Genomic DNA, 26,051 nt, shown 5'->3' with positions numbered 1-26,051 from the left:
ACCTGCCTTGCCGGCAGGCAGGTTTGCTTTTTGCCATTTGGTTTTTAGGAATTTATTTTCATTTTTGGATTATCATACATAATAATAATACATGAGGATTAAAAATATTTGCTGCATTGGTGCAGGTTACGTGGGCGGACCAACTATGTCGGTTTTAGCTTTAAAAAATCCTAACATTAGAGTAACCGTTGTCGATATAAATGAAGAACGGATTGCCGCTTGGAATGACTCTGAATTAGACAATTTGCCTATTTATGAGCCAGGATTAAAGGATGTTGTCAAAGAGGCAAGAGGACGAAACCTGTTTTTTACCACCGAAGTGGAAAAGGCGATTGACGAAGCCGAAATGATCTTTATTTCCGTAAATACCCCTACTAAAACTTATGGTAAGGGAAAGGGAATGGCAGCTGATTTAAAATATATCGAACTTTCTGCACGTCAAATAGCTAAGGTTGCTAAAAGTGATAAAATTGTGGTAGAAAAATCCACACTCCCGGTAAGAACAGCCCAGGCAATAAAGGATATCTTAGATCATACAGGTAACGGGGTTAGGTTTCAGATTCTTTCCAATCCTGAGTTTTTGGCGGAAGGAACCGCCATTCAGGATTTAATGGATCCCGATCGCGTACTTATAGGCGGCGAGGAAAGTGATGATGGGAAAGAAGCAATTGATGCATTAGTTGATATTTATGCCACTTGGATTCCCAAAGAGAAAATACTTACTACAAACGTATGGTCGTCGGAACTGTCTAAATTAGTTGCCAATGCCTTCCTCGCACAAAGGGTGTCATCAATAAACGCTATTTCTGAATTATGTGAGGTAACGGGTGCTGATGTTAGAGAAGTAAGTCGAGCTATTGGAATGGATAGTAGAATTGGGCCGAAGTTCTTGCAATCCTCAGTTGGTTTTGGAGGTTCTTGTTTTCAGAAGGATATTTTGAATTTGGTCTATATTGCTAAATCCTATGGACTAAAAGAAGTAGCCGATTATTGGGAACAAGTCATCCTCATGAATGACCATCAAAAAATTCGTTTTGCTGAAAATATTGTTTCCAAACTTTATAATACTGTTTCTGGGAAAAAAATTACTTTTTTAGGTTGGGCTTTTAAGAAGGATACCAACGACACTAGAGAATCAGCTGCTATATATGTGGCTGATGCGTTGTTAAATGAGCAAGCTGAAATAACTGTTTATGACCCTAAAGTGAGCGAGGAAAGAATCTATGCTGATCTGGATTATTTGAATACGCGAAGCCCCGAGGAAAATAGAAGATTATTAAAGGTAGCCTTAAATCCTTATCAAGCCTGTAAAAGCACACACGCTGTCGCAATCTTAACGGAGTGGGATGAATTCAAATCATATAATTGGGAAAAAATCTATGAGTCTGCAGTTAAGCCTGCTTTCGTCTTCGATGGTAGAAATATATTGGATAGTCAAAGTATGAGGGAAATAGGCTTTCAGTATCAATCCATCGGAATTTCAAACTTGAATAAAATTTAATGAAAATACTGGTTACAGGGGCTGCGGGTTTTATTGGCTATCATTTGTGCGAGCATTTAATTTCTCTTGGGCATACCGTAGTTGGTCTGGATAACATCAATGATTATTATGATGTCGGTCTAAAATTTGCGCGTCTCCAAAAGTTGGGAATTCCTGAAAAGGAAATCCAGTACAATAAACTTGTTGTAAGTGGTTTGCATGATATTCAATTCCAGTTTATAAAACTGAATCTGGAAGATCAAGAAAATCTCCCTTCTCTTTTTGAAAATATGGAATTTGGTATTGTTTGCAATCTTGCTGCACAGGCAGGAGTTCGTTACAGTATTGAGCAGCCAATGAAATATGTGGAGAGCAATATTGTAGGTTTTGTAAATCTTTTGGAATGCGTTCGGCACAAGGAGATTAAAAAGTTCGTTTATGCCAGTAGCTCCAGTGTATATGGAATGAACGAAAAAATTCCTTTCTCGGTGAACGATAATGTAGATTGTCCCATAAGTATGTACGCAGCCACAAAGAAGAGCAATGAACTTATGGCACATACCTACAGTCATCTCTTTGGAATTGAAACAATTGGGCTGCGATTTTTTACGGTTTATGGACCTTGGGGAAGGCCCGATATGGCCATGTTCTTGTTTACGGATGCGATTTTAAATGATAAGCCAATTAAAGTTTTTAATGAAGGAAATCTTTCACGGGATTTTACCTACATAGATGATATTGTAGAAGGTATCACCGCAACCTTAATAGATAAAAGTTTGAACACTCAATTATATAAACTTTATAATATTGGTAATGGTAATCCAGTGAAATTAATGGATTTTATTGAGGCCATAGAAAGATCGACTGGTAAAGCGGCAATAAAGGAAATGCATCCTATGCAGCCTGGAGATGTCGAAAAAACCTGGGCGGATACTGAATCATTGAATAAGGATTATAACTATATGCTAAACACGCCAATTCAAAAAGGAGTAGCTTCGTTTGTCGATTGGTACAAGAGTTATTATTCCGGAACGACCTCGTAATCTGGAATTTCGACTGCCCTTTGACTGTACTTCGACTACGCTCGGCAGATCCGCTCAATACTTCGACTTTAGTTTATCCTGAGCGCGGTCGAAGGGCTCAGTTTGACAATTTTTGAAATTTTGAAATGTTATTGAATAATTATAATTAATAAAATGAAAAAAGTGCTTATCGTATTTGGTACGAGACCGGAGGCTATCAAAATGGCACCATTGGTAAAGGAATTTGAGAAATACCCAGAATCGTTTGATACCCGGGTTTGTGTCACCGCTCAACATCGAGAGATGTTGGATCAAGTATTGACATTTTTCGATGTCCAACCACAATACGATTTAGACCTAATGAAGCCGGGCCAAGATCTATATGGGTTAACCGCAGCTATTATCACTGAGCTTAAACCAGTATTGGAGGATTTTAAACCCGACTTTGTTTTTGTTCACGGCGATACCACAACAACAATGGCTTCGAGTATTGCTGGTTTCTATAGTGGAGCAAAAGTCTGTCATATAGAAGCGGGACTGAGGACCCATAACAAATATGCGCCTTTCCCAGAGGAAATAAATAGACAGATTACCGGTCGCGTAACGGATTTCCATTTTTCACCTACCGAAGCTTCCCAAGAAAATTTATTAAGAGAAAATATCGATCCAAAGAGTATAATAGTTACTGGTAATACTGTGATAGATGCCTTGTTGCAAAGTGTTGAAAAAGTCAAACGTGAACCAAGTGATCTGGTAAGTGATTTGGATAAAGGTCTCAATGGAGCATCCCTTATTCTAGTTACTGGTCATAGACGGGAAAATCACGGAGATGGTTTCATTCGTATTTGCGAAGCTTTAAAGACCATCGCCTTACATCGTCCAGAATTGGAAATTATATATCCGGTTCATTTAAATCCGAAAGTATTGGAGCCCGTCAACCGTATATTGGGTGATATTAACAATATACAGCTTATCAATCCTTTGGCATATCACGATTTTATTTGGATGATGGACCGTGCCAAAATCATTATAACCGATAGTGGAGGAGTTCAGGAAGAAGCACCAAGTTTGGGAAAGCCTGTATTGGTAATGCGCGAAACCACCGAGCGGCCCGAAGCCGTAGATGCCGGAACGGTAATTCTTGTAGGCACAGATACTGATAAAATAATCCGGGAAACTTTTGCTCTTCTTGATGACGAAGAACATTTCAAGGAAATGAGCAGCAGGCACAATCCTTATGGTGATGGAAAAGCTTGTGGTAGAATTGTAAGGTTTATGAGGGAATTGGGGGAAAACTAAGAAACAAATACCAAATTCCAAACTCCAAATTCCAAACCTGCCTGCCGGCAGGCAGGTTCCAAAAATTAAAACTCAAAATCGAATTAAATCGGGATTCGTGATTTGGGATTCGGGGATTCGGGGGATTAGGATTTAAATAGGAAACCTGATTATTTGATTAGATATTCGGGAACCATGGTTTGTGATTCGGGAATTGGGATTTGAAAGTTGTGATTTGGGATTCGGAGGATTCCGATGGAAATTAATAAATTTGAGATTTGAAAGGTGTGATTTGGGATTTGTGATTCGGAGAATCGAATTAACGAATCAAGAATATCCGAATCAACGAATCAACGAATCCCAGAAATAAGGAGTTTACGAATCAACGAACCAAAGAACCAAAGAATCAACGAACCAACGAATCCCTAATCCCCAATTAACGAATCAATCATTAAACCCTAATCCCTAATCCCCAATTTACGAATCCCCAAATCGCAATCAACAAATCTCAATATTAACGAATCCCTAATACCTAATCCCTAATTCCTAATCCCAAATTAACAAATCCCCAATCCCTAATTCCCAATCAATTTTAATTAAATTGCCCAAATAATACACCATCAATGTCCATACGTGAAAAGTCAATTCTCGGTATTTTTTGGGTTTTTACGCAGCAGTTTAGCAATCAAGCTATAAACTTCGTTGTATCGATCTTTTTGGCGAGAATTCTGATGCCTGCCGATTTTGGGCTTATTGGGATGATCACTGTTTTTATGGCACTCTCGCAAGTGTTGTTAAATTCTGGTCTTACCCAGTCTATAATTAGACAAACCAATCCTACACAGATTGATTACTCCACTGTTTTTTTCTTTAATATGGGGGCAAGTGTTATTCTTTATATCACACTCTTTTTTAGTGCAGGATTTGTAGCAAATTTCTATAGCCAACCAGAATTGGTCAGTATTATCAGGGTTTATACCCTTACCTTAATTATTAATGCCTGTGGCGCCGTACAGTTTACGAGATTGACAAAACAAATGGATTTTAAGACTCAGATGATGGTCACTGTGCCATCTCTGGTTATAAGTGGGTTAGCAGGCGTAACAATGGCTTATATGGGATTTGGGGTATGGGCTTTAGTCTATATGAGTTTACTCCAAACAGTTCTTAGAACTATACAAATATGGATCAAAAGTAAATGGATGCCTTCCTTGGAATTTAATGTTGAAAGATTTAAATACCATATTGGTTTTAGTTATAAGTTAGGCATTTCGGGAGTTTTATATACTTTATACTCTAATATCTATCAAATTGTTATTGGAAAATTCTTTGCACCAGCTCAAGTAGGATTTTATACCCGAGCGGCATCTATGAGGGATTTACCCGTTTCCAACATTTCCAATGCTTTAAGTAAAGTTACATATCCCTTGTTTGCGGAAATAAAGGATGATAATCCAAGACTGAAAAGAGTCTATAAAATGATGATGCAATCTATAATCTTTGTGCTTTGCCCTGTAATGATTTATTTAATAGTCGTGGCCGAACCATTGTTTAGGTTGCTGTTTACTGAAAAATGGCTTCCAGCAGTTCCTTATTTTCAAATACTTTGCATCTCGGGAATATTATATCCTCTGCATTCGTATAATTTGAATATTTTAAATGTAAAAGGAAGAAGCGATTTGTTTCTCAAACTGGAATCGATAAAAATATTTTTGGGAGTTATCGTGATAATTATTAGTATAAGATATGGCATTATTGCTCTCTTATGGGGACAGCTACTCTCTTCAATCCTTGCCTTGGTTATAAATTCTTATTACTCAGGAAACTTTATAAACTATAAACTGTTCGACCAATTAAATGATATAGCCCCGACACTATTTCTGGCTTCAATTATTGGTGTAGCTGCCTGGTTTCTGGATTCTTGTTTATTTGTTAATTTTAATGATATTTTGCGTATATTGGTTTTAGCATTAATGGGATTGCTTTTATATATTGTCGGATCGCATTTGTTTAAGTTCGAAGCATACATAAATATAATATCCTTAATCAAGAATCGACGATGAAACCGATCATAAAGCCTTTTCTTCCTCCACTGGAAGAATATAATAAATATCTGGAAGGAATTTGGGAGGGCAATTGGCTGACCAATATGGGTCCGCTCTCAGGGAAATTGGAAGAGGGTCTAAAGCTTCTTTTAAAGGTGGATCGCTTATTATTCGTTACCAGCGGAACTGTGGCCCTGCAAATGGCTATAAAAGCTTTGGACCTGAAAGGAGAAATCATTACTACACCTTACTCATTTATGGCTACTGCCAGCAGCATTGTTTGGGTAGGATGCAAACCCGTTTTTGTCGAAATTGACAAACATTCCTTAAATATAGATCCCTCCCAGATAGAAGCCGCCATTACACCGGAAACCACCGGCATCCTTGCTACCCACATTTACGGAAATCCTTGTGATGTGGAGGCCATTGAAGCTGTCGCCAAGAAAAATAATCTAAAGGTTATTTATGACGGTGCCCACGCCTTTGGGGTGGAGATCAATGGAAAATCCGTTTTTGAATATGGAGATATAAGTATTTGTAGCTTACATGCAACCAAATATAACCATGCTGTCGAAGGTGGCCTTGTAATAACCAAAGATGGGAACCTCTTAAAAAAGCTGGCCTATATCCGAAACTTTGGCTTTAATGGTAACGATGCCTTTGACGGACTGAGGATTAATGGGAAAAACTCCGAACTTCACGCGGCAATGGGCCTGGCAAATTTGAAATGGATTGACCGAATTTTTGAAAAGAGAAAGTTGTTGACAGAAACCTACGATAAACAACTTCGGAATTTTGGTGGGGTTAAACCTGTTTGGAATACAAACGCCTCATTGAATTACGCATTCTATCCCTTAGTTTTTGACACAGAACAGCTTATGCATAAATGTATTCTAAAGCTGGAAAAAAACGAAATTCACACAAAACGATATTTTTACCCCTCTTTAGCGAGTTCTTTGCCTTATCTTGAACCGCAAGGGCTTAAGGTAACTGACTCTATTTGTAAAAGGATAATCTGTTTGCCTCTGTACTATGATTTATCGGTAGAGGAAGTCGAGCTGATCAGCGGTTTATTACTAGAAGCACAGAATAGTCAAATGGATATGTCCGGGGTTTGCAGCTTAGATTTTTATTAAGTACATACTTCTTTTATCCAAGATAGTGAATAATGAACATCAATACTTCAAATATTAAACAACTGTGCCAAAACCATCAATAATCCATATTCACACTGACCTTAAATTTATTCATAGCGTAGAAAGTAGTGACGAGGAGGAATTTGAGAATACCCTCATATTAGTTGGGAATAAGGGAAAGTACGACGGTATTTATAAAGACTCAATAAGATATTATGATTATTCCCTAAAAGGGTTTCGGAAGATAATAAGTCTTTGCAAGACTGCGAATATAGTAATATTGTACAGCTTAGATTTTCCCAAGGCCTATATTGCAAACCGATTGCCCAAGTCTATAACTGTAATCTGGAGGTTTTTTGGGACGGAATTGTACTCTCGAATTCCAGAACAAGTTCATAGTGAGAAAACAATTGAAATCCTGAGGCTTGAAGAAGAGAGAAATTTATATTTAAAACTTAAACGGCAGCTGAGGAGTCATTTATCCGTGATTAAATATCGTTCCCATGCAAAAAACGAAATTAACAGAGCCATTTTTAAGCGTAGTGATTTTTTTCTAGGTCTAGCAGAACCAGAACATAAGTTTTTAAAAACCATCTGGCAAGATTTGCCTCCTTTTCTTCAATCTAATATTCCTCCATATTTGGAAGTAAATACTTCCAAAAGGACGATAACCAATTTAATTATTTTAGGTAACAACCGTAGACCTTATAATAATCATTTGGATATAATTGAGGGGATAATTGAAAGGAATAGTGAAAATAGATTTAAATTTTTACTCATGTTCAATTATGGATCCAAGAGCGCATATTCAGATATTGTTAAAAAGAAAGCCAGCCAAGTAAAGGAAATTGAGATTCTGGAAAACTTTATGTCTTTGAAGAAGTTTCAGGAATTATATACAACCGCAGATGCTTTTGTATTGAACGGACATAGACAAATGGCTATGGGAAATGTATTAGAAGCACTTAAACAAAACATCAAAATTTATTTAAATGAGAAAAACCTAATGTACAGTTGGTTAAAAGAAAACGAATTCCATGTATTTACAATTGAAGACTTCTTTTCTGACCTCGAATCCAACAACATAGCTTTATCACACCCGGATGCACTTTTCAATCAGCAGCAGCTCGTCAAACTCACCGCGAAACATAATAAACAAGTATTTCAAAATTCAATCAAGAAAATCTTAAAAGATGGCAGATAATTATTTAAACTTGTTTGAACTTATTAAATGTTTAGAAATTCACAATAATGTTTTATTTTTTCATAACTCATAACTCATAACTCCTCTCAGCTCTCACGTCTCAAATTTCACCTCTCAAATCTAATATCTTTCCTTTCTGCAAAGCATAAAAAAAAACATATCTTTGCGCTTTTTATAGAATTAACAAATCTGTCAGGCTGAGCCCCGCGGGAATGAAATTTTCGTGTTCGAAGCACCAGATTAACGAATCACTAATTAACAAATCACCAATTACCATTCAAAATGAATCCAGACGTAGTAACAATTGGTTTAGGATATATAGGATTGCCAACATCAGCCTTAATGGCCTCCAAGGGATTGCAAGTTCACGGGGTTGATGTGAATCCAGAAGTAGTAAAGACAATTAATAAAGGAAAAATCCATATCATCGAGATGGATTTGGAGGAAGCTGTTTCTAAGGCAGTAAATGCAGGAAAACTAAAAGCTGATACCACGCCAGTTGCGGCAGATACCTATCTAATCGTAGTACCAACTCCCTTTAAAGGAAATCATGAACCCGATATTTCTTATGTGGAATCTGCAACAAAAGCCGTCCTACCATTTTTGAAAGAGGGAGATCTGTATATTATAGAGTCCACTTCACCCATAGGCACTACAGAAAAAATGATGGAACTTATTTATAGAGAGCGGCCAGAATTAAAAGGTAAGATTTATTTAGCTTATTGTCCCGAGCGCGTTCTACCTGGGAATGTAATGTATGAGCTGGTACACAATGACAGAGTTATTGGAGGTGTAGATGAAGCTAGCACTGAAAAAGCTATTGCCTTTTATAAACAATTTGTAAACGGTCAATTACACGCTACCAACGCCCGTACTGCGGAAATGTGCAAGCTTACAGAAAATTCAAGTCGTGATGTTCAGATAGCTTTTGCCAATGAACTATCTCTTATATGTGATAAGGCTGGTATAAATGTTTGGGAATTGATCCACTTGGCCAATAAACACCCACGTGTAAATATTCTGCAGCCCGGTTGTGGCGTAGGAGGGCACTGTATAGCCGTTGATCCATATTTTATTACGTCCGACTTCCCGATGGAATCGCAGATAATAGGGAAGGCTCGGGAAATAAACAATTATAAAAGTTTTTGGGTGGCAGAGCAGATTATAAAAGCTCGTCACGCCTTTCAATTAAAACAAGGTCGCCCGCCAGCCATTGCCTTGATGGGATTGGCGTTTAAACCAAATATTGACGACCTGCGGGAATCTCCTGCCAAGTATATTGTTCAAAAAGTTTTGCAGGAATCCCACGATGAGGTTTATTTTATTGTAGAGCCTAATATTGATGATCATCAAGTTTTCAAGATTACCGATTGTACGGAAGCAGTGGCAAATGCAGATATCGTTGCACTTTTGGTGGCGCATAATGAGTTCAAGAAATTGAAGTTTTCAGAAAGTCAGGTAGTTTTGGATTATTGCGGTGTAATGAATTTTTAAACTCTTCAATATCCTTAATAAGTAAAAATAGAATTTCAATTTTTGAATGGAAATCCAAACGTTCCTTCGAAATTATAAATCGATATATCTAATTAAAGAAATCCATTTGTGAATGCTCATGTTGTCACGTGAATTTAATGAAATTGCGATTTTTTAATAATTACTATAAACTGCTAATCAACAGAAATTGTCATTAACTCAAAAAGGTTTCTCCAGTTTTGTTTATTCGTTCTCCAGTTCGATTATAAATAAAATCATTGTTTTCGTAGGAGGTGTTTATCTTGCGAGGCTGCTTACCCCTCAAGATTACGGTTTGGTAGCTATGCTATACATTATTTTTGCTGTCTCAAGCTTTTTTATTACAGGCGGGTTGGGTTTGGCTTTGATAAGAGAAAAAATAATTACAGAGGCTGATAAGTCTACTGTCTTTTATTTTAACATTATAGTTAGTATTAGCTTATACATTTTACTTTGGTTTGGAGCTCCTTTAATTGCATCTTTTTATGGAAGACAGGAACTTATTATGTTAACTAGGCTAATGGGATTGGATCTCCTTTTTAAGAGTTTGACCATAGTCCAGGCCTCGGTTTTAAAACGAGAGTTGAAATTCAAATTTTTAAGTCTTATAGAAGTGGTCAGTGGTATCACGGTAATAGGCATATCTGTATTTCTTGCCTACTCCGGATATGGTGTTATTGCCTTGGCTATTAAATTTTTCTTGGGAAGTTTGGTTTCTTCCATTATGCTTTTCATTGTTAATCCGTGGATACCTAGAGGATTTATAACCAAGGAATCATTCCATAAATTATTTGCTTTTGGCTCCAATGTGATGCTTCTGGGCTTTGTAAATAGTATTTCCAAAAATTTGAATCAGGTGGTTATTGGGAAATATTTTTCTCCCGCATCTTTAGGTTTTTTTAATCAAGGCAATATGCTTAAAGATACAGCGACAAGTGTGTTAAACGATACCGTGATGAATGTAACTTTTCCTATGTTAGCTCAGATACAGGATGATAAGGAGAGATTAAAGTTGGGGTATCAAAGGATTATCCGAATAAATACTTTTACACTATATCCAATAATAACAATTTTGATAATCGCGGCCGAACCTTTGATCATAGGATTGTTGGGCGAGAAATGGAGAGTTTCAATCGTATTTTTACAAATTTTAGGAATTTCAGGGTATGTTGGTCACCTTCATAGCATCAATTTAAACGTTTTAAAGGTTTATGGAAAAGGCAAAGATTATCTATTCCAGGGTTTTTTTAGAAATGGATTGACCATCCTTGGAATTTTAATTACCGTGAATATTTCCGTTGTGGCAATGGCCTGGGCTTTTGTGATTACTGAATTTTTGCAGCTTTTCATCAATGTTTATTATAGTAATAAATATATCTCGTTTACTTTCAAGGAACAATGGACCATAATGTTCCCTATAATTCTGATTACGATTATAATGGGAATGTTTGTATATCTTTTGGGATATTTGGACTTTAGCCATCCCCTAGTAAAACTAACGGTTTTATCATTTTCCGGAATAATTCTTTATTTAGTTTTAGCTTATTTATTTAAACTGAAAGCCCTAGGAGATTTGAAATTAATTATTGGTCAAAAATTGAAATCATTAAAGAAAAAAAAGAAATGAAGGAAAGAGCGAGAAGAATTCACATAACCTCTAGTGGACCTCGGACCGGTACTACTCTATTAGCTGAGGTAATGAAAACCTGCTTCGAAATTGATGGCTATTGTGATCATGAGGCGCCACTATGTCGTTCCAATTCCAGTTTTGGAAAATGCAATATTATTTTGACAAAGTATCCCTCAGATATTAAGTATTTTGAGAAAGTCCTAAAATGGGATCCTAAGCTTTTCGTTATATGTTTAATAAGGGATCCTAGAGACATGGTTTGTAGCTATCACGGAAAAATTGAGGATAAATATTATTGTGACCTAAAGTATTGGTTCAGTTTTATTAAAGATTTTGAGAAATTGAAAGGTAATCCAAGGGTTTTGTTGATTAAGTATGAGGATTTTACTCAAAATCCAGATAGGGTCCAAGAGCTTATTATGGAAAATGCACCTTTCCTGATTAAAAAGCACAATTTTTCCGAATTCCATTTATTCGCACAACCAGTTAACGATTCTTTAAAAGCGCTAAAAAAATTGCGCCCCATAGAAAGTAAAGGAATAGGAAATTGGAAAAATCATTTACCCAGGATCAAACAGCAAATTCAAGAATTTGATTCCATCGACAGTTCACTTATTGCTTTTGGATATGAATCAGACACAAACTGGTCCGAGCTTCTAAAAAATGTGGAATCGGAAATTTTTGTTACTGTTAAAAAGAACGTTCATGGTGTTTGGCGCCAAACAAAATCATTAATATTAACCTATCTTAACATATATTTAGAAAAGAGAGGTGTGGATCCGGATAAGTTTTTAGCACCATTCAAGAAAATAATCTAATAAATTTAACAACTAAATTAAGTTTGAAATCCATACTGATAATCTCTCGTTTTTTCTATCCTATAAATTCTCCACGTTCTTTTAGAACCACTGAATTAGCTAAGGAGTTTGCCCGGCAGGGCCACGCTGTTACCGTATTGACTCCACAAAGTACAGAGCATTTAGCTTTTGGGCGCGAATTTAATGTAGAAATTCAAGACCTGGGACAACCCAAATGGAAAGAAATTGATCTTTCTGGTAAAGGGTTGGGATTGTTAATAAAAAGGGCGTTAAGAAGAGGGTTGTTGATGGCATTTCAATATCCGAATTTGGAATTCTTTTTCTCCACTAAAACTGCATTGAAAATTAAGAAGAGAAATAAGGAAAAATATGACTTACTCATTTCTATAGCAACGCCTCATCCCATTCATTGGGGCGTCGCTGCCGTCTGGAAGGAGAAAGATAATATCGCGAGGACGTGGGTAGCAGATTGTGGAGATCCATTTATGGGGGTTGAGAATGATACTTTTCAGAAGTGGTTTTATTTTAAATACATAGAAAAATGGTTTTGTAGAAAGGTCGATTTGCTATCGATCCCCGTAGAATCTGCCATTCCGGCTTATTATCCTGAGTTTCATGATAAAATTAAAATTATTCCACAGGGATTTAATTTCAATGATATAAACTTGGCTCTATATAGAAAAAATGAAATTCCACATTTTGCTTACGCGGGGGGATTGATTCCTGGAAGAAGGGATCCTAAGGATTTTTTCGAGTTTTTGGTAAATTATCCCCATCCCTACAAATTTGATCTCTATACCAAGAATGTGGAATTGGTCCAATCATATGTTGAGCGATCAAAAGGACGAATGGAAATAAAGGAATATTTACCCAGAAAAGAACTACTTTACAAACTTAGCAAATTGGAATTTGTTGTTAACTTTGAAAATGCAGGAACTAAACAAATTCCTAGCAAGATCATTGACTATGTAATAACACAGAGACCAATTTTAAATGTAAGTTCATCAAGCTTTAATAAACAAGTTGTAGAGGAGTTTTTATATGGAAATTATGAAAATGGGTTGAAAATCGATAATCCTGAACAATATAGAATTGAAAATGTGGCAAAGGAATTTTTAAAATTGGTAAATAGTTAAAATGGCGAAATCTCACGGGAAATCATTTCATATAATATATTTTTTCTTACAGCCTTTTTTTACTCTGCTCTATTATTTGAAGAATTTTAGAAAACCAGAAGCGAAAAATGTTATGTGGTTGTTCACTATCTTCTATGGGTTCACTTTCGCAATTGGAGTAGAGAACCAGAATAGTGATATTAATAGTTATGTTAATGATATACCGCTTTTGCATAATCTTAATTTAACTTTCTCGGGATTTTTGGTGTACCATAAGGCAACGGGGGAAGTAGATATTCTTAGGAATTCTCTTGCTTATGTGGTGTCGTATTTTACTGCGAATGGCTATTATTTAATTATAATTTATGGTATCATCTATGGCTATTTCTTTTCTAGAAACATGTGGTACGTTCTGGATAGATTGGAAGGTAAAACCAAGATGTTTACAAAAGTTTTAATTTTCGGTTTATTTCTTTCAATTCCCATATGGGGTTTAAACGGTTTTCGATTCTGGACAGCTGCCCATGTTTTCATTTTTATATTATTGCCCTATCTCTTTGAAGGAAAGAAAAAACGATTAGTATGGTGTTTAATAATACCCTTCGTAATTCATTATAGTTTCTTGATTGCGCTATTTCCTTTATTGATTTATCTAATCTTTGGAAATAAAGTAAAATTGTATTATATTTTTTTTATTATTACTTTATTTATTAGCGCAATAAATTTATCACAGTTCAATAATCTTATAGAAACCTATGCACCTCAATCTTTCGCTGATCGCTCGGCAAGCTATAGACTCGAAACAAAAGTGAAAACATTGAGAACGGAAGGTCAATTTGGCGCGGATCAAGTTTGGTATGTCAAGTATGCTGGCTTCGGTATAAGATATTCCCTAGCCGCTTTTTTACTTGCTTTTTATTGGACTTTTAGAAAATCAATTCATTCCAATAAGGAGTTATTAAAACTACTGAGCTTTACCTTGTTATTTTATGGATTTGCAAATATTCTTTCCTCCATACCTTCAGGCTATAGATTTCTTAAAGTCGCTGATGTACTTACACTGTCATTTTTAATTTTGCACCTGCAAAATAATAAAATCAATAGAGATTTGTATTATCTAGCAAACATAACAACCCCACTATTTCTCTTGTTTATCATTGTAGGCCTCCGGGCCTCCTGGTATTCTCTTAGTGTGATGACCATCATTGGTAACCCCATTACAGCAATCTTTACTTTTGGTGAAAATATATCATTGAATGATATTATTAAGGGACTTTAAATTGTGCGTTATCGATGAAGTTTACAAGTTTTTGAATTTTATTGGTCGGGATTAGTACAAGCCGATTCTATGGGACACAAAGTTTAATATCTTTGCGGAGGATCAGTATTCCATAAGAACTATTGAGAAGGGGGGATTTTAACCTTAATTAGGAGAAGCTCTGAAAGGTTTATTTTAAATTTGGTTAATTTGTGTAGTTCTTTTAAAAATCGTACCTATGTGGGAGATTTTTTTACTCTCATGAAAAATAAAAATATTACCGTCCTCTATATTGCCGGTAACGGTCACTCGGGTTCAACTCTTTTGGATATTATTATTGGTTCCAGTTCAGATTTTTTCAGTGCTGGCGAATTAACATTCATTACCGAAATACTATATTCGAAGAATACTGCTCTTGCCAACAATTGATAAAAAATTGCAGTGTATGGTCCAAAGTTGTAAAAGTGTGGTTGGCTTCTTCCCCCATTAATTTAGAAGAATATAGACGGCTAGCTTTAAAATTTGAACGAAATAAAGCTACGATAACGACTTTAGTTTCGAAAATTAAGCCTTCAAAAGATTTTAATAATTATTGTATTTCTACGCGAATGTTGTTTGAAGCTATTGTTGAAGTTACCGGGAAAAATTTTATTGTCGATTCCTCCAAAACGCCACAACGAATAGCTGTCCTAGATAAGATTGTCAACCTAGAGGTGCTCCATTTATGTAGAAATGCCAAGGGGGTTTTAAATTCTGCAAAGAAATCCTACAAAATGGATATTGAAGCTGGTTTCGAAACCGATTTTCCCGCAAGACGAACTTCTAAGACCCTTATTGATTGGTTTTTTGTTAATTTGATAACCGAAATTTTTAAAATAGGTGTCATTTCCAGAAAAATAAGATATGAAGCTTATCTAAATGATCCGGAATATATAGGTAGTCTTCATAATAAAATACGAACGCCAATAATAACCAAGGGGTTGTCCACCGACCATATGTTGGCTGGAAATGTTTTAAGATTGAAAAAAAATATTAAAATAGATGGAAGCCTAGGTTTCCATTATAAGCGTCTTTCAACTTTACAATTTAAAATCGCATCAATCTTAGACACACTTTTGCCATTTTGGTCATGGGATATTAAGAGAAAATTTGAATTTTCCCGGAAAAAAGGAATACAACTTTGAATCAACATAATCACCATCAATAAATTTAACATCCATAAGCTAAAGTATGATTGAACAGATTAAATTTGTTGTTAGCCGAAATCTTGTAAATGGAATAGGTTGGCGATCGCCTCGTAAAATAGTTGTTTTTGAAAGCGATGATTGGGGAATGATTCGAATGGCTTCAAAAGAAGCTCAAGAAAACTTTATTAAAAATGGATACAAAATTGACGAATGTCCATACAATTTAAATGATCGTCTTGAAAATGACGAGGATATAGAGAGCTTATCAAAAGTATTATTATCAGTCAAAGATAGCCGAGATAATCCGGCCAAATTCACTATTAATAATATAGTTGCAAATCCAGATTTTGAAAAAATTAAAAAGGAAAACTTTGAAAAATATTACTATGAACCTTTCACTAAAACCCTAGAAAGACAAACCGACTCTCAAAATGTCTTATCCTTGTTCAAAGAGGGCATTTCAAAAAATATTTTCCAGCCTCAATTACATGGCCGAGAACATATAAATTTACGACTGTGGTTCCAGCGCTTACAACATGGAGATCCTGTAACCATTGATGCTTTTAAACAAAAAATGTATTCAGTGCATAAAAGAGGGATAGTTAGCGGCCGACGTTTTAATCTTGATGCTTTTGGAAATAAGACTCTCACTGGAGATTTTTTTAATTATCCCGATTTAATTAGAGAAGCTCAACAAATTTTTAAAGAAACTTGGGGAATTCAATCGCAATCCTTCATTGCTCCCTGCTACACTTGGCATTCATCTCTTGAAAAATTTTTAAAGGAAGAGGGAGTAAGGTACCTTCAGGGAACCTACGTGCAGATTGAACCGGTTGATAATGCAACTTTTAAATTCAAAAAAAAATACCATTACACAGGGCAAAGAAATAAACTGGGTCAATATTTTTTAGTGAGAAATTGTAATTTCGAACCTACTGAATTTGGTCCACATAATGCAGTTAAGAATGCTCTCAAAGAGATAGAACTTTCCTTCGCTTATAGGAAACCGGCAATTATTAGCTCTCACCGTGTAAATTACATCGGATCCTTACATCCAGTTAATCGTAGAGAAAATTTGAAATTGTTAAAAACACTTTTAGAAGAAATTGTCAAACGTTGGCCAGATGTGGAATTTATGAGTTCCGATATATTGGGATCAATAATTTCAGACCAGAAATAATTGGTCATTTTTAAGGTTGTCGAAAATTATAAAAACTTGAAAGGATCGGACCAAAAAATTTAATTCTTTGTAATTAAATTGAGGTTTTATGTCGACTTGAATGTACCTTTGGCTTCGGTTACCAAATTAAATTAATAATAGTTTCCGAAGAATGCCAATCCCAGGCTTTAGCACTTACTTGGTATTTAAAACAGGAATTCCCTCAAGGCGTTATTTGGTTACTATAATATAGTTGTGAAACGAGTGAATCTCCCGTTTTTAATTTTTTATTAACGCAAAAAACCGTTTGATTTAGTTAATATTCTTCAATATGGAAAAAAAGAAATTACTCTTTATTGTGCCTGCCATGTGGGGTGGAGGTGCCGAAAGGGTTTTGATAAATTTAATTAACCTCCTCGATTCTAAGGAGTACACTATCGATTTAATGACCGTCATTGCAAAAGGGGAATTATGGGATAGTATTCCTGCCAATGTCAATAAAAAACATGCAAATATTAACCCTTATATTATCCAAGGACTTTCTTTGATCTTTAGGAGGACTAATATAAATTTATTTTGGCTCTTAGGATACAAATTTAGAGGAACTTACGATGTGGGTATTTCTTTTCTGGATTCGATATTTACCGAGTTATTATTTGGGAAACAATTAAAGTTGAATAAAAAAATTGCAGTAGTGCATAGTAGCTATAAGTCTTATACTAATAGATCCAAATTTATTAAGGGCAAATATAAAATTGCTATGTGTGAGCGTTATGATAAGTTGGACAAGATTATTTGTGTTTCAAAGGAGTCAAAATCAGAATTTATAGAATTGTTTGGGGATCAATATGATGTAGAGGTAATTTATAACCCTATCAATGTGCCTGATATTGTTCAGAAATCGAGGGAGGGGATTCCAGAGGAAATGAAAAGAAATTGCATTCAATTTGTAGCAGTGGGAAGTCTAAATCCGGTAAAGGGTTTTGATTTGCTAATTAGAACCTCCGCCCTATTGAAAAATAAAGGTTATAATTTCCATCTCCATATTTTAGGAGATGGAGCCTTGAGAAATCAATTGGAGCAGTTAATAAACGACTTAGACCTAAAAGCCTTTGTTAGCTTGCATGGTTTTAAAAAGAACCCATATCCGTGGATAAAAAATGCAGATGTATTTATAATGTCGTCTATAGTTGAAGGTTTGCCGACTGTTTTATGTGAAAGTTTAATTCTTGGAAAAGCGGTAATTGTTTCCAATGTTCCAGGATGTAGGGAGCTTATCGATAATGGAAAATTCGGAATTATGTGCGAACGAGATGAAAATCAATATTTCCAAGCGATGGCAAAGTGTATAAGTGAGCCGGCCGTTGTAGAAGTTCTTAGAAACAATGCAATAGAAAGAAGTAAGATTTTTAGTGACGAGATTGTCATGGAAAAATACAACAGTCTGTTTCAAGTATGAACTTTGTGTTTCCAATTAGCGAATGAAAAATTTTTATTTTAAGATGAATAAATCCTCAATACTTAATTACAAGCCTCTAAAGAGATGGAATTTGGCCCGTCGGTATGATTGAATTTATGTGTTTCTCCAATTGACAATATTTAATGATATTTAGAACCAAATGATTCACCAGATTAAACCCATATTGAGCAGAAATATAACAAATGTGTGGGGTTGGCGTACTAGTCGCAAAATAGTAGTTATTGAAAGTGATGATTGGGGAAGTATAAGAATGCCTAACAAAGATGTTTATGATGCCTATAAAAATTTGGGATATAATATCGATTCCAGTCCTTATTGCAAATATGACACCTTGGCCAATACGGAGGACTTAAATGCGCTATTTGAAATATTGAGAATGTTTAAGGGCAGGGATGGACGTCATCCCAAGTTCACTTTCAATACGGTTATGGCGAACCCGATCTTCAAAGAGATTAGAAAATCAGATTATTCAGAATATTTTTATGAACCATTTCCTGAGACTTTAAACCGATATTATCCGAATGAAAATGTATTTAAACTCTGGAAGCAGGGGATAGATGAAAAACTAATACAACCTCAATTTCATGGCCGCGAACACGTTCATGTACACTCTTGGCTCGCCCATTTAAGTAGGGGCAATAAACCACTTCTGGATGCTTTCCAGATGGGATTTTGGGGAATTCCTAAAACTTTTTATGAAAAAAGTAATATAAGTATTCAAGCTGCTTTTGGAAGTTACGATCTTCAACAGTTGGAATTTTACAGAGAAAACATTCGGGAAGGACTTCAATTGTTTGAAGATATTTTTGGTTTTAAGTCCAAAACTTTTATCCCTAGCAATTATACCTATCCAGAAGAATTAAATTCGGGTCTTCACGATTGTGGGGTAATTGGAATTCAAGGTATGAGGAAACAGAAAATACCTCAAGAAAATGCTTCCCTAATAACAAAAGTAATCTATACCGGAAAGAGAAATGAATACCAACAAAGATACACCGTTCGTAATGCTATGTTGGAACCTTCACAAATGCCCAAAAGAATGGATAACGTTGGTGAATGCTTAAAGGATATCGGCAACTCCTTTCTATGGCACAAACCAGCGATTATTAACAGCCATCGGGTGAATTACGTAGGAAGCATTGATAAAGAAAACCGAATCCGTAGCTTGAGTATGTTGAAAAATTTGCTCTATCAAATTATAAAAAAATGGCCAGAGGTCGAATTTTTATCAAGTGATGAATTAGTCGATGTTATGAATGAAGAACACTAAAGAGGTTTTTAGTAGATTGGGGAGTCCAAAATCATCTATATTGCTATCCTTCATCGATTCTAAAAATCCTATTGAAACATTCAAAATATTTGATTAGCTTTTAGTTTTAACATTCGGAAATCTATGATTTTTTTAGGCGTTAAGATTATTAAAGTTCTTATCATTGCAAAGAATATAGGTTTTATAAAGATTAATACGGATCTACCGTAGTCTGAACTTAGATAAAAATGGGATTGAAAATAATGCTCTGCAAGTAAAGTTTTGTTTTTAATAAAAATGATTAATTCCAAAAAAGATTATTTATATTATTTGAATGCTGACAGAATAGCTCTGGGCAAACCTGAATATTCGTTTTTTCACGGCGTAAAGGAATATTTGAAAATAGATTTAATTTGGAAATTTCAACGTTTATTGAGAAAATCTGAATATTATAAAAATGTTAAAAGCAAACAATCCTTTATTGGAAAAGTAAGCTATATCATCATTAAGAGGAGGTTTAAAAGTAAATCTTTAGAATTGGGATTTTCAATTCCTGAAAATGTTTTTGGTCCAGGTTTGGCTATCCTCCATTACGGTACTATCATAATAAATGATGCAGTCAGGATTGGGAAAAATTGCAGGATCCACGCTTGTGTAAATATTGGGACTTCAGGTGGAAAGGAGGGGGCGCCAATTATTGGAGATAATGTGTACATTGGACCAGGAGCAAAAATCTATGGAGAAATATTGATTCCTAATAATTGTGCCATTGCAGCGAACGCTGCCGTGGAGAAAACCTTTTTTAACGAAGGCATGGTATTAGGTGGGGTTCCCGCCAAAGAGATAGGGAAAGTGGATATCAAACGAATAATTAAACATATTTAAAACCTTATTTAGGGTTAATAATTAACAAATCTCTGACCGCCCGCCCGAATGAATTTGTCTGCCTGACAGTCGAACATGTAAAATAACGAATCGCTAAATTCCAAAATGAAGATAAAAAATATTTCGGTAATTTATATAGCTGGTAATGGCCACTCGGGTTCTACCCTTTTGGATATTATTTTGGGCGCAAGCACAGATATCTTTAGTGCCGGAGAACTCACCAAGATTACCCGAAATTCCATATTTGAAGAATATTGTTCTTGCGGGCAGTTGATAGGCGAGTGTGAGGTCTGGTCAAAAGTGATGAAGAATTGGTCGGAGAAATCTCCCATCACTTTGGAGGAATATAGAAGGTTAATCCAAAACTTCGAGCGAAATAAGGCTACTCCAATCGTGTTGTTCTATAAACTAAATCCTTCTCGCGATTTTAAGAATTATTGTGAAGCTACCCATTTATTATTTGAAGCCATCAAAAAGGTTACTGGAAAAAGCGTAATAGTAGATTCCTCTAAATATCCACAACGTATTGCGATGCTCAATAAATTTGCCAAACTAAAAGTTATTCATCTATGTCGAAATGCCAAAGGTGTTTTGAACTCTGCAAAAAAGTCATCTAAAAAGGATTTAAGGATGGGCCGAGAAGCTGACTCGCCAGTACGGCGCACCTCGAAAACTTTATTGGATTGGTTTTATATTAATCTGATAACCGAGATTTTCACTTTAGGAGTGCCTTCCATTAGACTCAAATACACTAAATTCATAGTAAATGTTCAATCGATTGGAGAAATTCATCCCAAAATGGACATTTCAACATTGAATCAGAAATTTTTTGCGGAGCATATGTTAGCTGGAAATGCATTGCGGTTGAAAAAAGATATAGTGGTGGACAAAAACCTAGGATTAAATTATGACCGTCTTACCAAAAAACAACTGAGAGTAGCTTCCTTATTTGATAGGATATTTCCATTTTGGGCTTAATCAGATAGAATAGATATTAAAAATTAATTAGAATTATAATGAGGAAAATAATAGAATCAAGCCCTTTTTTATTTTATATCTGGTACCACCTTGTTAGAAAAAATAGGGGTCTTAAAATCGATTACTTTAGTCAAAAAACGAAATTTTCGCTCGACGGCTATCCTAGGTCGGGAAATACTTTTGCAACCAGCCTAGTAAAGAATATTTTTGGAAAAGATGTGTTTATTCATCATTTTCATGCCATTGCCCCTATAAAGGTTTCATTAAGAAAAAATATTCCGGCATTCATTTTAATACGAGAACCTGAAGAGGCAATTACCTCCTATTATCTAAAATGGTATTCCTTTAAGCGTAAGCCCATCCCAAAAGAAATTAATACGAAACTTTTAAAAAAACTAACAAACCAATATGTGGAATATTATAAATATGTTCAACAAAAAAAGAACAAACTGGAAATTATAGAATTCCGGGATTTAGTTAGAAATCCCAAGCAATTTATTGCTGACATAAATAATAAAGTATATCAAAATGAGCTGGAAATTGGTTCGGCCCAAATGGAAAAAGCAATTAATTCTTATAGGGGCGCAACCGAAACTTTTGGATCTTCAAAGCCAAATCCTGAAAAGAAAGACTTAAAAGAACTTTAAAAGAAAAGTTGCATAAAATTCCGGCATATAAAAATGCGGAGAAAATTTATAAGTCTTTTCTCTAAAAAATCTCTAAAAAGCAATTTACAATTTATATTCTTTCTATAAGTAAAATTTAATCCATATGGTTATTTCTAAAGTTCATAAATACATTTATGTGGCTGTTGACAAAACAGGCACAACTTCCGTCGAGAAATTTTTGATGGATAGCGACGAGACCGCCACTAAAAATGGCGTCGAAATAGACGGCAAGCAATATAAGTTTAAAGGGCATAGCACCGCATTGGAAATAAAGGCCGTGTTAGGAAAACACTATGACGATTATACTGTAATAGGTTTTGTGCGTAATCCATATTCTAGGGTGGTGTCAAGTTACTTTTTTTTAAAAAAAGGAGCAAAACCTTGGAAAAATGTTGACAGAGATAGGCCTCTGATTCAAAAACTTCAAATAAAATTCACCCAGATTATGCCCTTTAAACCTTGGGCCCTGATTTATCCCTATCGAGCTAATCGGATTTATTTTGTAGGGGAAAAGGGAAATCTGATTGTTGATAAGATTGGAATTTTCGAGAACCTCTCGGAGGATTTAGAAACCATTCTCATTTCTTGTGGCCTAAACTTCGATTTTTCAAAATTTCCACATACCAATAAATCTGTCCATAAAGAGGAATCGACATATTTTAAAAACAAAATATTTAGAAATGCAATGTCCTTAAAATTGGGAAAGGACTTGAAGTTCTATAATAGCATAGAAGAGGCCAACAATTCAAATTGACAAATAGTATTATTAATTTTTGATGAATTATATGATTAAAATTACCTGTATTATCCACTCTCTCTCCCTCGGAGGGATGGAACGGGTAATGGCTCTTTTAATAAATCATTTTAGCACCAAAGAGAATGTGGAGGTTAGCCTTATTTTAATAGGCAAAACCCGTCAAATAGACTTTCAACTAAATAGTGGGATAAAAGTGTACAGTCCAAGTTTTCCCTTTAATTCGCGCCAAAGGACAATCACAACCCTGAAAACAATTCGTTTTATTAGAAAGACTGTTAAGGAGATCGATCCCAATACAGTTCTAAGTTTCGGTGAATATTGGAACAATTTGGTTCTAATGTCACTCTATAATCTCAACACGCCTGTCTTTATTTCAGACAGAAGTAGACCAAACAAAAACCTTGGAGAGGTACAGAATTTTTTAAGGAACAAACTATACCCTAACGCTTCGGGAATCATCGCTCAAACAGAGCGAGCAAGGGAGGTGGCCATGAAAAAAGGATGGAATAAAAACATACAAATCATAGGCAATCCCATTCAAGAAGTTGAATGGCAACCTGAGTCTCTTAAGGAAAATATTGTTTTGACAGTGGGAAGATTGATCAGGAAAAAACATATTGACCAGTTGATTAGAATTTTTTCTGACTGCGATGTTCCTAATTGGAAATTGGTTATAGTGGGTGGCAATGATGAAAGAATGAATCTTATTGAAGAATATCGGTCTCTTGTAAAAAAAATGGGATTGGAGCATAAAATTGAACTGGTAGGAACTCAAAAAGATGTAAACAGATATTATTCAAACAGTAAAATTTTTGCATTCACCTCCAGCTCCGAAGGGTTCCCAAATGTTGTTGGGGAAGCAATGTCGGCTGGCCTTCCAGTAATTGCGTATGACTGTGAAGCGGGACCATCAGATATGATTGAGAATGGGACGGAAGGCTATCTAATTCCCTTATTTGATGAAGGGCAATTTAAAGAGAAATTAAAAATCTTGATGCTGGATAAAGATAAAAGGATTGCGATGGGTGAAAATGCAAGACAAAAAATCGCTAAATTTGCCGCCGAAGAGATTGCAGATAAGTTTTATCAATTTATCTTGAACAAATAACTCAATAATAATTTGAAAATAGTTATAAATACCGCTACTCAACGTTTCGGGGGGTCGGTTCAGGTTGCCCTTTCTTTTATTTATGAATGTATCCATTTTCCAGAACATGAATATCATGTTTGGGCAGGACCAGGTATAAAAAAGTCGCTTATAGAAAGTGACTTTCCGAGTAACTTTACATTTACCTATTTTGATTTCGGTGTCATTAGCCTTTCCTCAACAAAAAAAATTCACAGAATACTCTTGGCTCAGGAAAAAGAGATAAAGCCTGACGTAATAATTGCCACCTCTGGGCCTTCCTATTTCAAAAGTTTGTCCCCGCAAATTATTGGTTTCAATTTACCCTTGTATATTTATCCTGAGTCCCCATATTTAAAAGAATTAAGTCTTAAGAAAAAGTTGAAACTTTATCTAAAGAAGAGACTGCATTACTATTTTTTTAAGAGAGAAGCCGCTGCGTTTGTTACTCAAACCGATGATGTAAGAGAAAGGGTAAAGAAAGCTTTTAAAACCAATAAAGTTTATACCGTAACGAATACATACAGTAATTTCTATAAAAGGAAGGACGTTTTTCCCAATCTTTTGCCAGAACGCAAGGAAGGAGAGCTACGACTATTGACGGTTAGTTCTTACTATCCTCATAAAAATCTTGAAATAATTCCAGAAATTATAGGGCATTTAAAGAATAAAGGATTTAATAATATTCGTTTTGTAGTAACTTTGAAGGAAGAGGATTTTCATAAAATATTAGGGGGTGCTTCGGGAATAACCAATGTGGGCCCTCTGAACCCCGAGAAATGTCCTTCTTTATATAAGGAATGTGATTTTATGTTTTTGCCTACCTTGGCCGAATGTTTTTCCGCTTCTTATCCTGAAGCTATGATTATGGAAAAGCCGATTATAACAACTGATTTAGGTTTTGCAAAATCCATTTGTGGAGAGGCGGCTTTGTATTATAAAGCCAAAGATGCTAATGCGGCGGCGGACGCTATTCTCCGCTTGATAAATGAAAGGGACCTGGCAGAAACATTGGTTCAAAAGGGATTAAAACAATTGCATCAGTTTGATTCCGCAAGGACCAGAGCTGAGAAATATTTAAAAATATGCAAAGAGATAAGTGAATATGACAAAAGAAAGTAAAATATATATAGCCGGACATCGCGGTATGGTGGGTTCGGCTATATGGCGTGCCTTGGAGAAAAGTGGATATAACAACCTGTTGGGAAAGAACAGTAAAGACCTGGATTTAAGAAATCAAGAAGCCGTGAATTCATTTTTTGAACAAGAAAATCCGGAGATCGTTATTGATGCCGCAGCTCGTGTGGGTGGTATTTTGGCAAATAATGATAACCCCTATACATTTTTGATGCAAAATCTGCAGATTCAAAATAATCTTATCGATGCTGCGGTAAATAGTGAGGTGCAAAAGTTTGTTTTCTTGGGAAGTTCATGTATCTATCCTAAAATGGCGCCACAACCCTTAAAGGAGGAGTACCTTCTTACTGGACCTTTGGAGCCCACCAACGAGTGGTACGCCATAGCCAAAATTGCCGGAGTAAAGGCTTGTGAAGCAATACAAAAGCAATATGGAAAAAAATTTATAAGTTTGATGCCGACAAATTTATATGGCTTTCATGATAATTTTGATCTGGAAACCTCTCATGTGCTACCAGCAATGATACGAAAATTTCACGAAGCAAAATTAAATAATAATGCTCCTGTAAAATTATGGGGATCGGGAACTCCCAAAAGAGAATTTCTTTTTGTCGATGATTTGGCAGATGCAGTTAAATTTTCTCTTGAAAATGATTTAAAAGAAAATCTTTATAATATCGGTACAGGGAAGGATATCTCCATATTGGAATTGGCTGAAACCATTCAAGAGATTGTAGGCCACCAAGGTCGAATCGTTTGGGATTCGGATAAACCGGATGGCACTCCCAGAAAGTTGCTCGATGTTTCGAGGATGAAAGAAGCCGGTTGGGAAAGCTCCGTTGGGTTAACAATGGGTATTAAAAATACCTATAATTGGTTTAGGGAACACCAAACAGAATATAGAAAAGTCAAAATTTAAGGACGATT

Annotated in this window: 23 protein-coding genes; all 23 read left to right on the top strand. The window is 35.4% G+C overall.

The annotated features are described in order from the left end of the window. Positions 1 to 91 precede the first annotated feature (91 nt). The 23 genes from EI546_RS06015 (at position 92) to EI546_RS05910 (ending at position 26,043) form a co-directional block, all read left to right on the top strand. Complete coding sequence (locus EI546_RS06015) at positions 92 to 1,501, top strand: UDP-glucose 6-dehydrogenase (protein WP_128249699.1); 1,410 nt, start codon at positions 92 to 94, stop codon at positions 1,499 to 1,501. Further along, positions 1,501 to 2,523 carry an NAD-dependent epimerase/dehydratase family protein gene (locus EI546_RS06010; RefSeq protein WP_128249698.1) on the top strand — a complete coding sequence of 341 codons (1,023 nt, stop codon included), beginning with the start codon at positions 1,501 to 1,503 and terminating at the stop codon, positions 2,521 to 2,523. The genes EI546_RS06015 and EI546_RS06010 overlap by 1 nt, the downstream gene beginning before the upstream one ends. A 153-nt stretch (positions 2,524 to 2,676) precedes the next feature. Next, positions 2,677 to 3,801, top strand: coding sequence for a non-hydrolyzing UDP-N-acetylglucosamine 2-epimerase (gene wecB / locus EI546_RS06005; RefSeq protein WP_128249697.1), 1,125 nt, complete (start codon positions 2,677 to 2,679; stop codon positions 3,799 to 3,801). Positions 3,802 to 4,403: 602 nt separating this feature from the next. Next, positions 4,404 to 5,843 (top strand): lipopolysaccharide biosynthesis protein, encoded by a 1,440-nt coding sequence (locus EI546_RS06000; protein ID WP_128249696.1) that lies wholly within the window; start codon positions 4,404 to 4,406, stop codon positions 5,841 to 5,843. Next, entirely contained in the window at positions 5,840 to 6,961 is a 1,122-nt protein-coding gene (locus EI546_RS05995; protein ID WP_128249695.1) for a DegT/DnrJ/EryC1/StrS family aminotransferase, read from the top strand. The genes EI546_RS06000 and EI546_RS05995 overlap by 4 nt, the downstream gene beginning before the upstream one ends. Positions 6,962 to 7,328: 367 nt before the next feature. Then, positions 7,329 to 8,165 (top strand): TDP-N-acetylfucosamine:lipid II N-acetylfucosaminyltransferase family protein, encoded by an 837-nt coding sequence (locus EI546_RS05990; protein ID WP_164905184.1) that lies wholly within the window; start codon positions 7,329 to 7,331, stop codon positions 8,163 to 8,165. A gap of 282 nt (positions 8,166 to 8,447) precedes the next feature. Continuing rightward, a complete protein-coding gene (wecC, locus tag EI546_RS05985) occupies positions 8,448 to 9,659 on the top strand; it encodes a UDP-N-acetyl-D-mannosamine dehydrogenase (protein ID WP_128249693.1) in 1,212 nt (403 codons plus the stop codon). A 187-nt stretch (positions 9,660 to 9,846) separates the two neighbouring features. Further along, the gene (locus tag EI546_RS05980) at positions 9,847 to 11,304 is read left to right on the top strand and encodes a lipopolysaccharide biosynthesis protein (RefSeq protein WP_128249692.1); all 1,458 of its coding nucleotides are present in this window, start codon (positions 9,847 to 9,849) and stop codon (positions 11,302 to 11,304) included. Further along, positions 11,301 to 12,125, top strand: coding sequence for a sulfotransferase domain-containing protein (locus tag EI546_RS05975; protein ID WP_128249691.1), 825 nt, complete (start codon positions 11,301 to 11,303; stop codon positions 12,123 to 12,125). Before EI546_RS05980 ends, EI546_RS05975 begins: the two co-directional genes overlap by 4 nt. Before the next feature lie 23 nt (positions 12,126 to 12,148). Beyond that, positions 12,149 to 13,261: a glycosyltransferase gene (locus EI546_RS05970; protein ID WP_128249690.1), complete on the top strand. Its 1,113-nt coding sequence runs from the start codon at positions 12,149 to 12,151 to the stop codon at positions 13,259 to 13,261. A 418-nt stretch (positions 13,262 to 13,679) separates the two neighbouring features. Beyond that, on the top strand, positions 13,680 to 14,519 hold the full coding sequence (locus EI546_RS05965) for a hypothetical protein (protein ID WP_410198318.1): 840 nt from the start codon (positions 13,680 to 13,682) through the stop codon (positions 14,517 to 14,519). Positions 14,520 to 14,759: 240 nt separating this feature from the next. After that, positions 14,760 to 14,927: a hypothetical protein gene (locus EI546_RS16180; RefSeq protein ID WP_164905182.1), complete on the top strand. Its 168-nt coding sequence runs from the start codon at positions 14,760 to 14,762 to the stop codon at positions 14,925 to 14,927. Then, positions 14,924 to 15,682, top strand: coding sequence for a hypothetical protein (locus tag EI546_RS05960; RefSeq protein WP_128249688.1), 759 nt, complete (start codon positions 14,924 to 14,926; stop codon positions 15,680 to 15,682). Before EI546_RS16180 ends, EI546_RS05960 begins: the two co-directional genes overlap by 4 nt. A gap of 46 nt (positions 15,683 to 15,728) precedes the next feature. Beyond that, complete coding sequence (locus EI546_RS05955) at positions 15,729 to 16,865, top strand: hypothetical protein (protein WP_128249687.1); 1,137 nt, start codon at positions 15,729 to 15,731, stop codon at positions 16,863 to 16,865. 310 nt (positions 16,866 to 17,175) lie between these two features. Continuing rightward, a complete protein-coding gene (locus tag EI546_RS05950; protein ID WP_128249686.1) occupies positions 17,176 to 18,303 on the top strand; it encodes a glycosyltransferase in 1,128 nt (375 codons plus the stop codon). A gap of 160 nt (positions 18,304 to 18,463) precedes the next feature. Further along, complete coding sequence (locus EI546_RS05945; protein ID WP_128249685.1) at positions 18,464 to 19,594, top strand: hypothetical protein; 1,131 nt, start codon at positions 18,464 to 18,466, stop codon at positions 19,592 to 19,594. Positions 19,595 to 19,870: 276 nt separating this feature from the next. Further along, positions 19,871 to 20,458 (top strand): LbetaH domain-containing protein, encoded by a 588-nt coding sequence (locus tag EI546_RS05940; RefSeq protein ID WP_128249684.1) that lies wholly within the window; start codon positions 19,871 to 19,873, stop codon positions 20,456 to 20,458. A 105-nt stretch (positions 20,459 to 20,563) separates the two neighbouring features. Beyond that, positions 20,564 to 21,436, top strand: coding sequence for a hypothetical protein (locus tag EI546_RS05935; protein ID WP_128249683.1), 873 nt, complete (start codon positions 20,564 to 20,566; stop codon positions 21,434 to 21,436). A 38-nt stretch (positions 21,437 to 21,474) separates the two neighbouring features. Further along, positions 21,475 to 22,083 (top strand): hypothetical protein, encoded by a 609-nt coding sequence (locus tag EI546_RS05930; RefSeq protein WP_128249682.1) that lies wholly within the window; start codon positions 21,475 to 21,477, stop codon positions 22,081 to 22,083. A gap of 124 nt (positions 22,084 to 22,207) precedes the next feature. Next, entirely contained in the window at positions 22,208 to 22,858 is a 651-nt protein-coding gene (locus EI546_RS05925; protein WP_128249681.1) for a sulfotransferase family 2 domain-containing protein, read from the top strand. 31 nt (positions 22,859 to 22,889) lie between these two features. Next, positions 22,890 to 23,969, top strand: coding sequence for a glycosyltransferase (locus EI546_RS05920; protein WP_128249680.1), 1,080 nt, complete (start codon positions 22,890 to 22,892; stop codon positions 23,967 to 23,969). A 12-nt stretch (positions 23,970 to 23,981) separates the two neighbouring features. Further along, positions 23,982 to 25,109 carry a glycosyltransferase family 4 protein gene (locus EI546_RS05915; protein ID WP_128249679.1) on the top strand — a complete coding sequence of 376 codons (1,128 nt, stop codon included), beginning with the start codon at positions 23,982 to 23,984 and terminating at the stop codon, positions 25,107 to 25,109. Further along, complete coding sequence (locus tag EI546_RS05910) at positions 25,093 to 26,043, top strand: GDP-L-fucose synthase family protein (protein ID WP_128249678.1); 951 nt, start codon at positions 25,093 to 25,095, stop codon at positions 26,041 to 26,043. The genes EI546_RS05915 and EI546_RS05910 overlap by 17 nt, the downstream gene beginning before the upstream one ends. The last annotated feature ends 8 nt before the right edge of the window (positions 26,044 to 26,051 follow it).

This window comes from Aequorivita sp. H23M31 (genome assembly GCF_004022485.1).
Taxonomy (GTDB): Bacteria; Bacteroidota; Bacteroidia; order Flavobacteriales; family Flavobacteriaceae; genus Aequorivita; species Aequorivita ciconiae.
The sequence above is the reverse complement of the archived record's forward strand: the minus strand, read 5'-3'. Positions and strand labels throughout refer to the sequence as shown.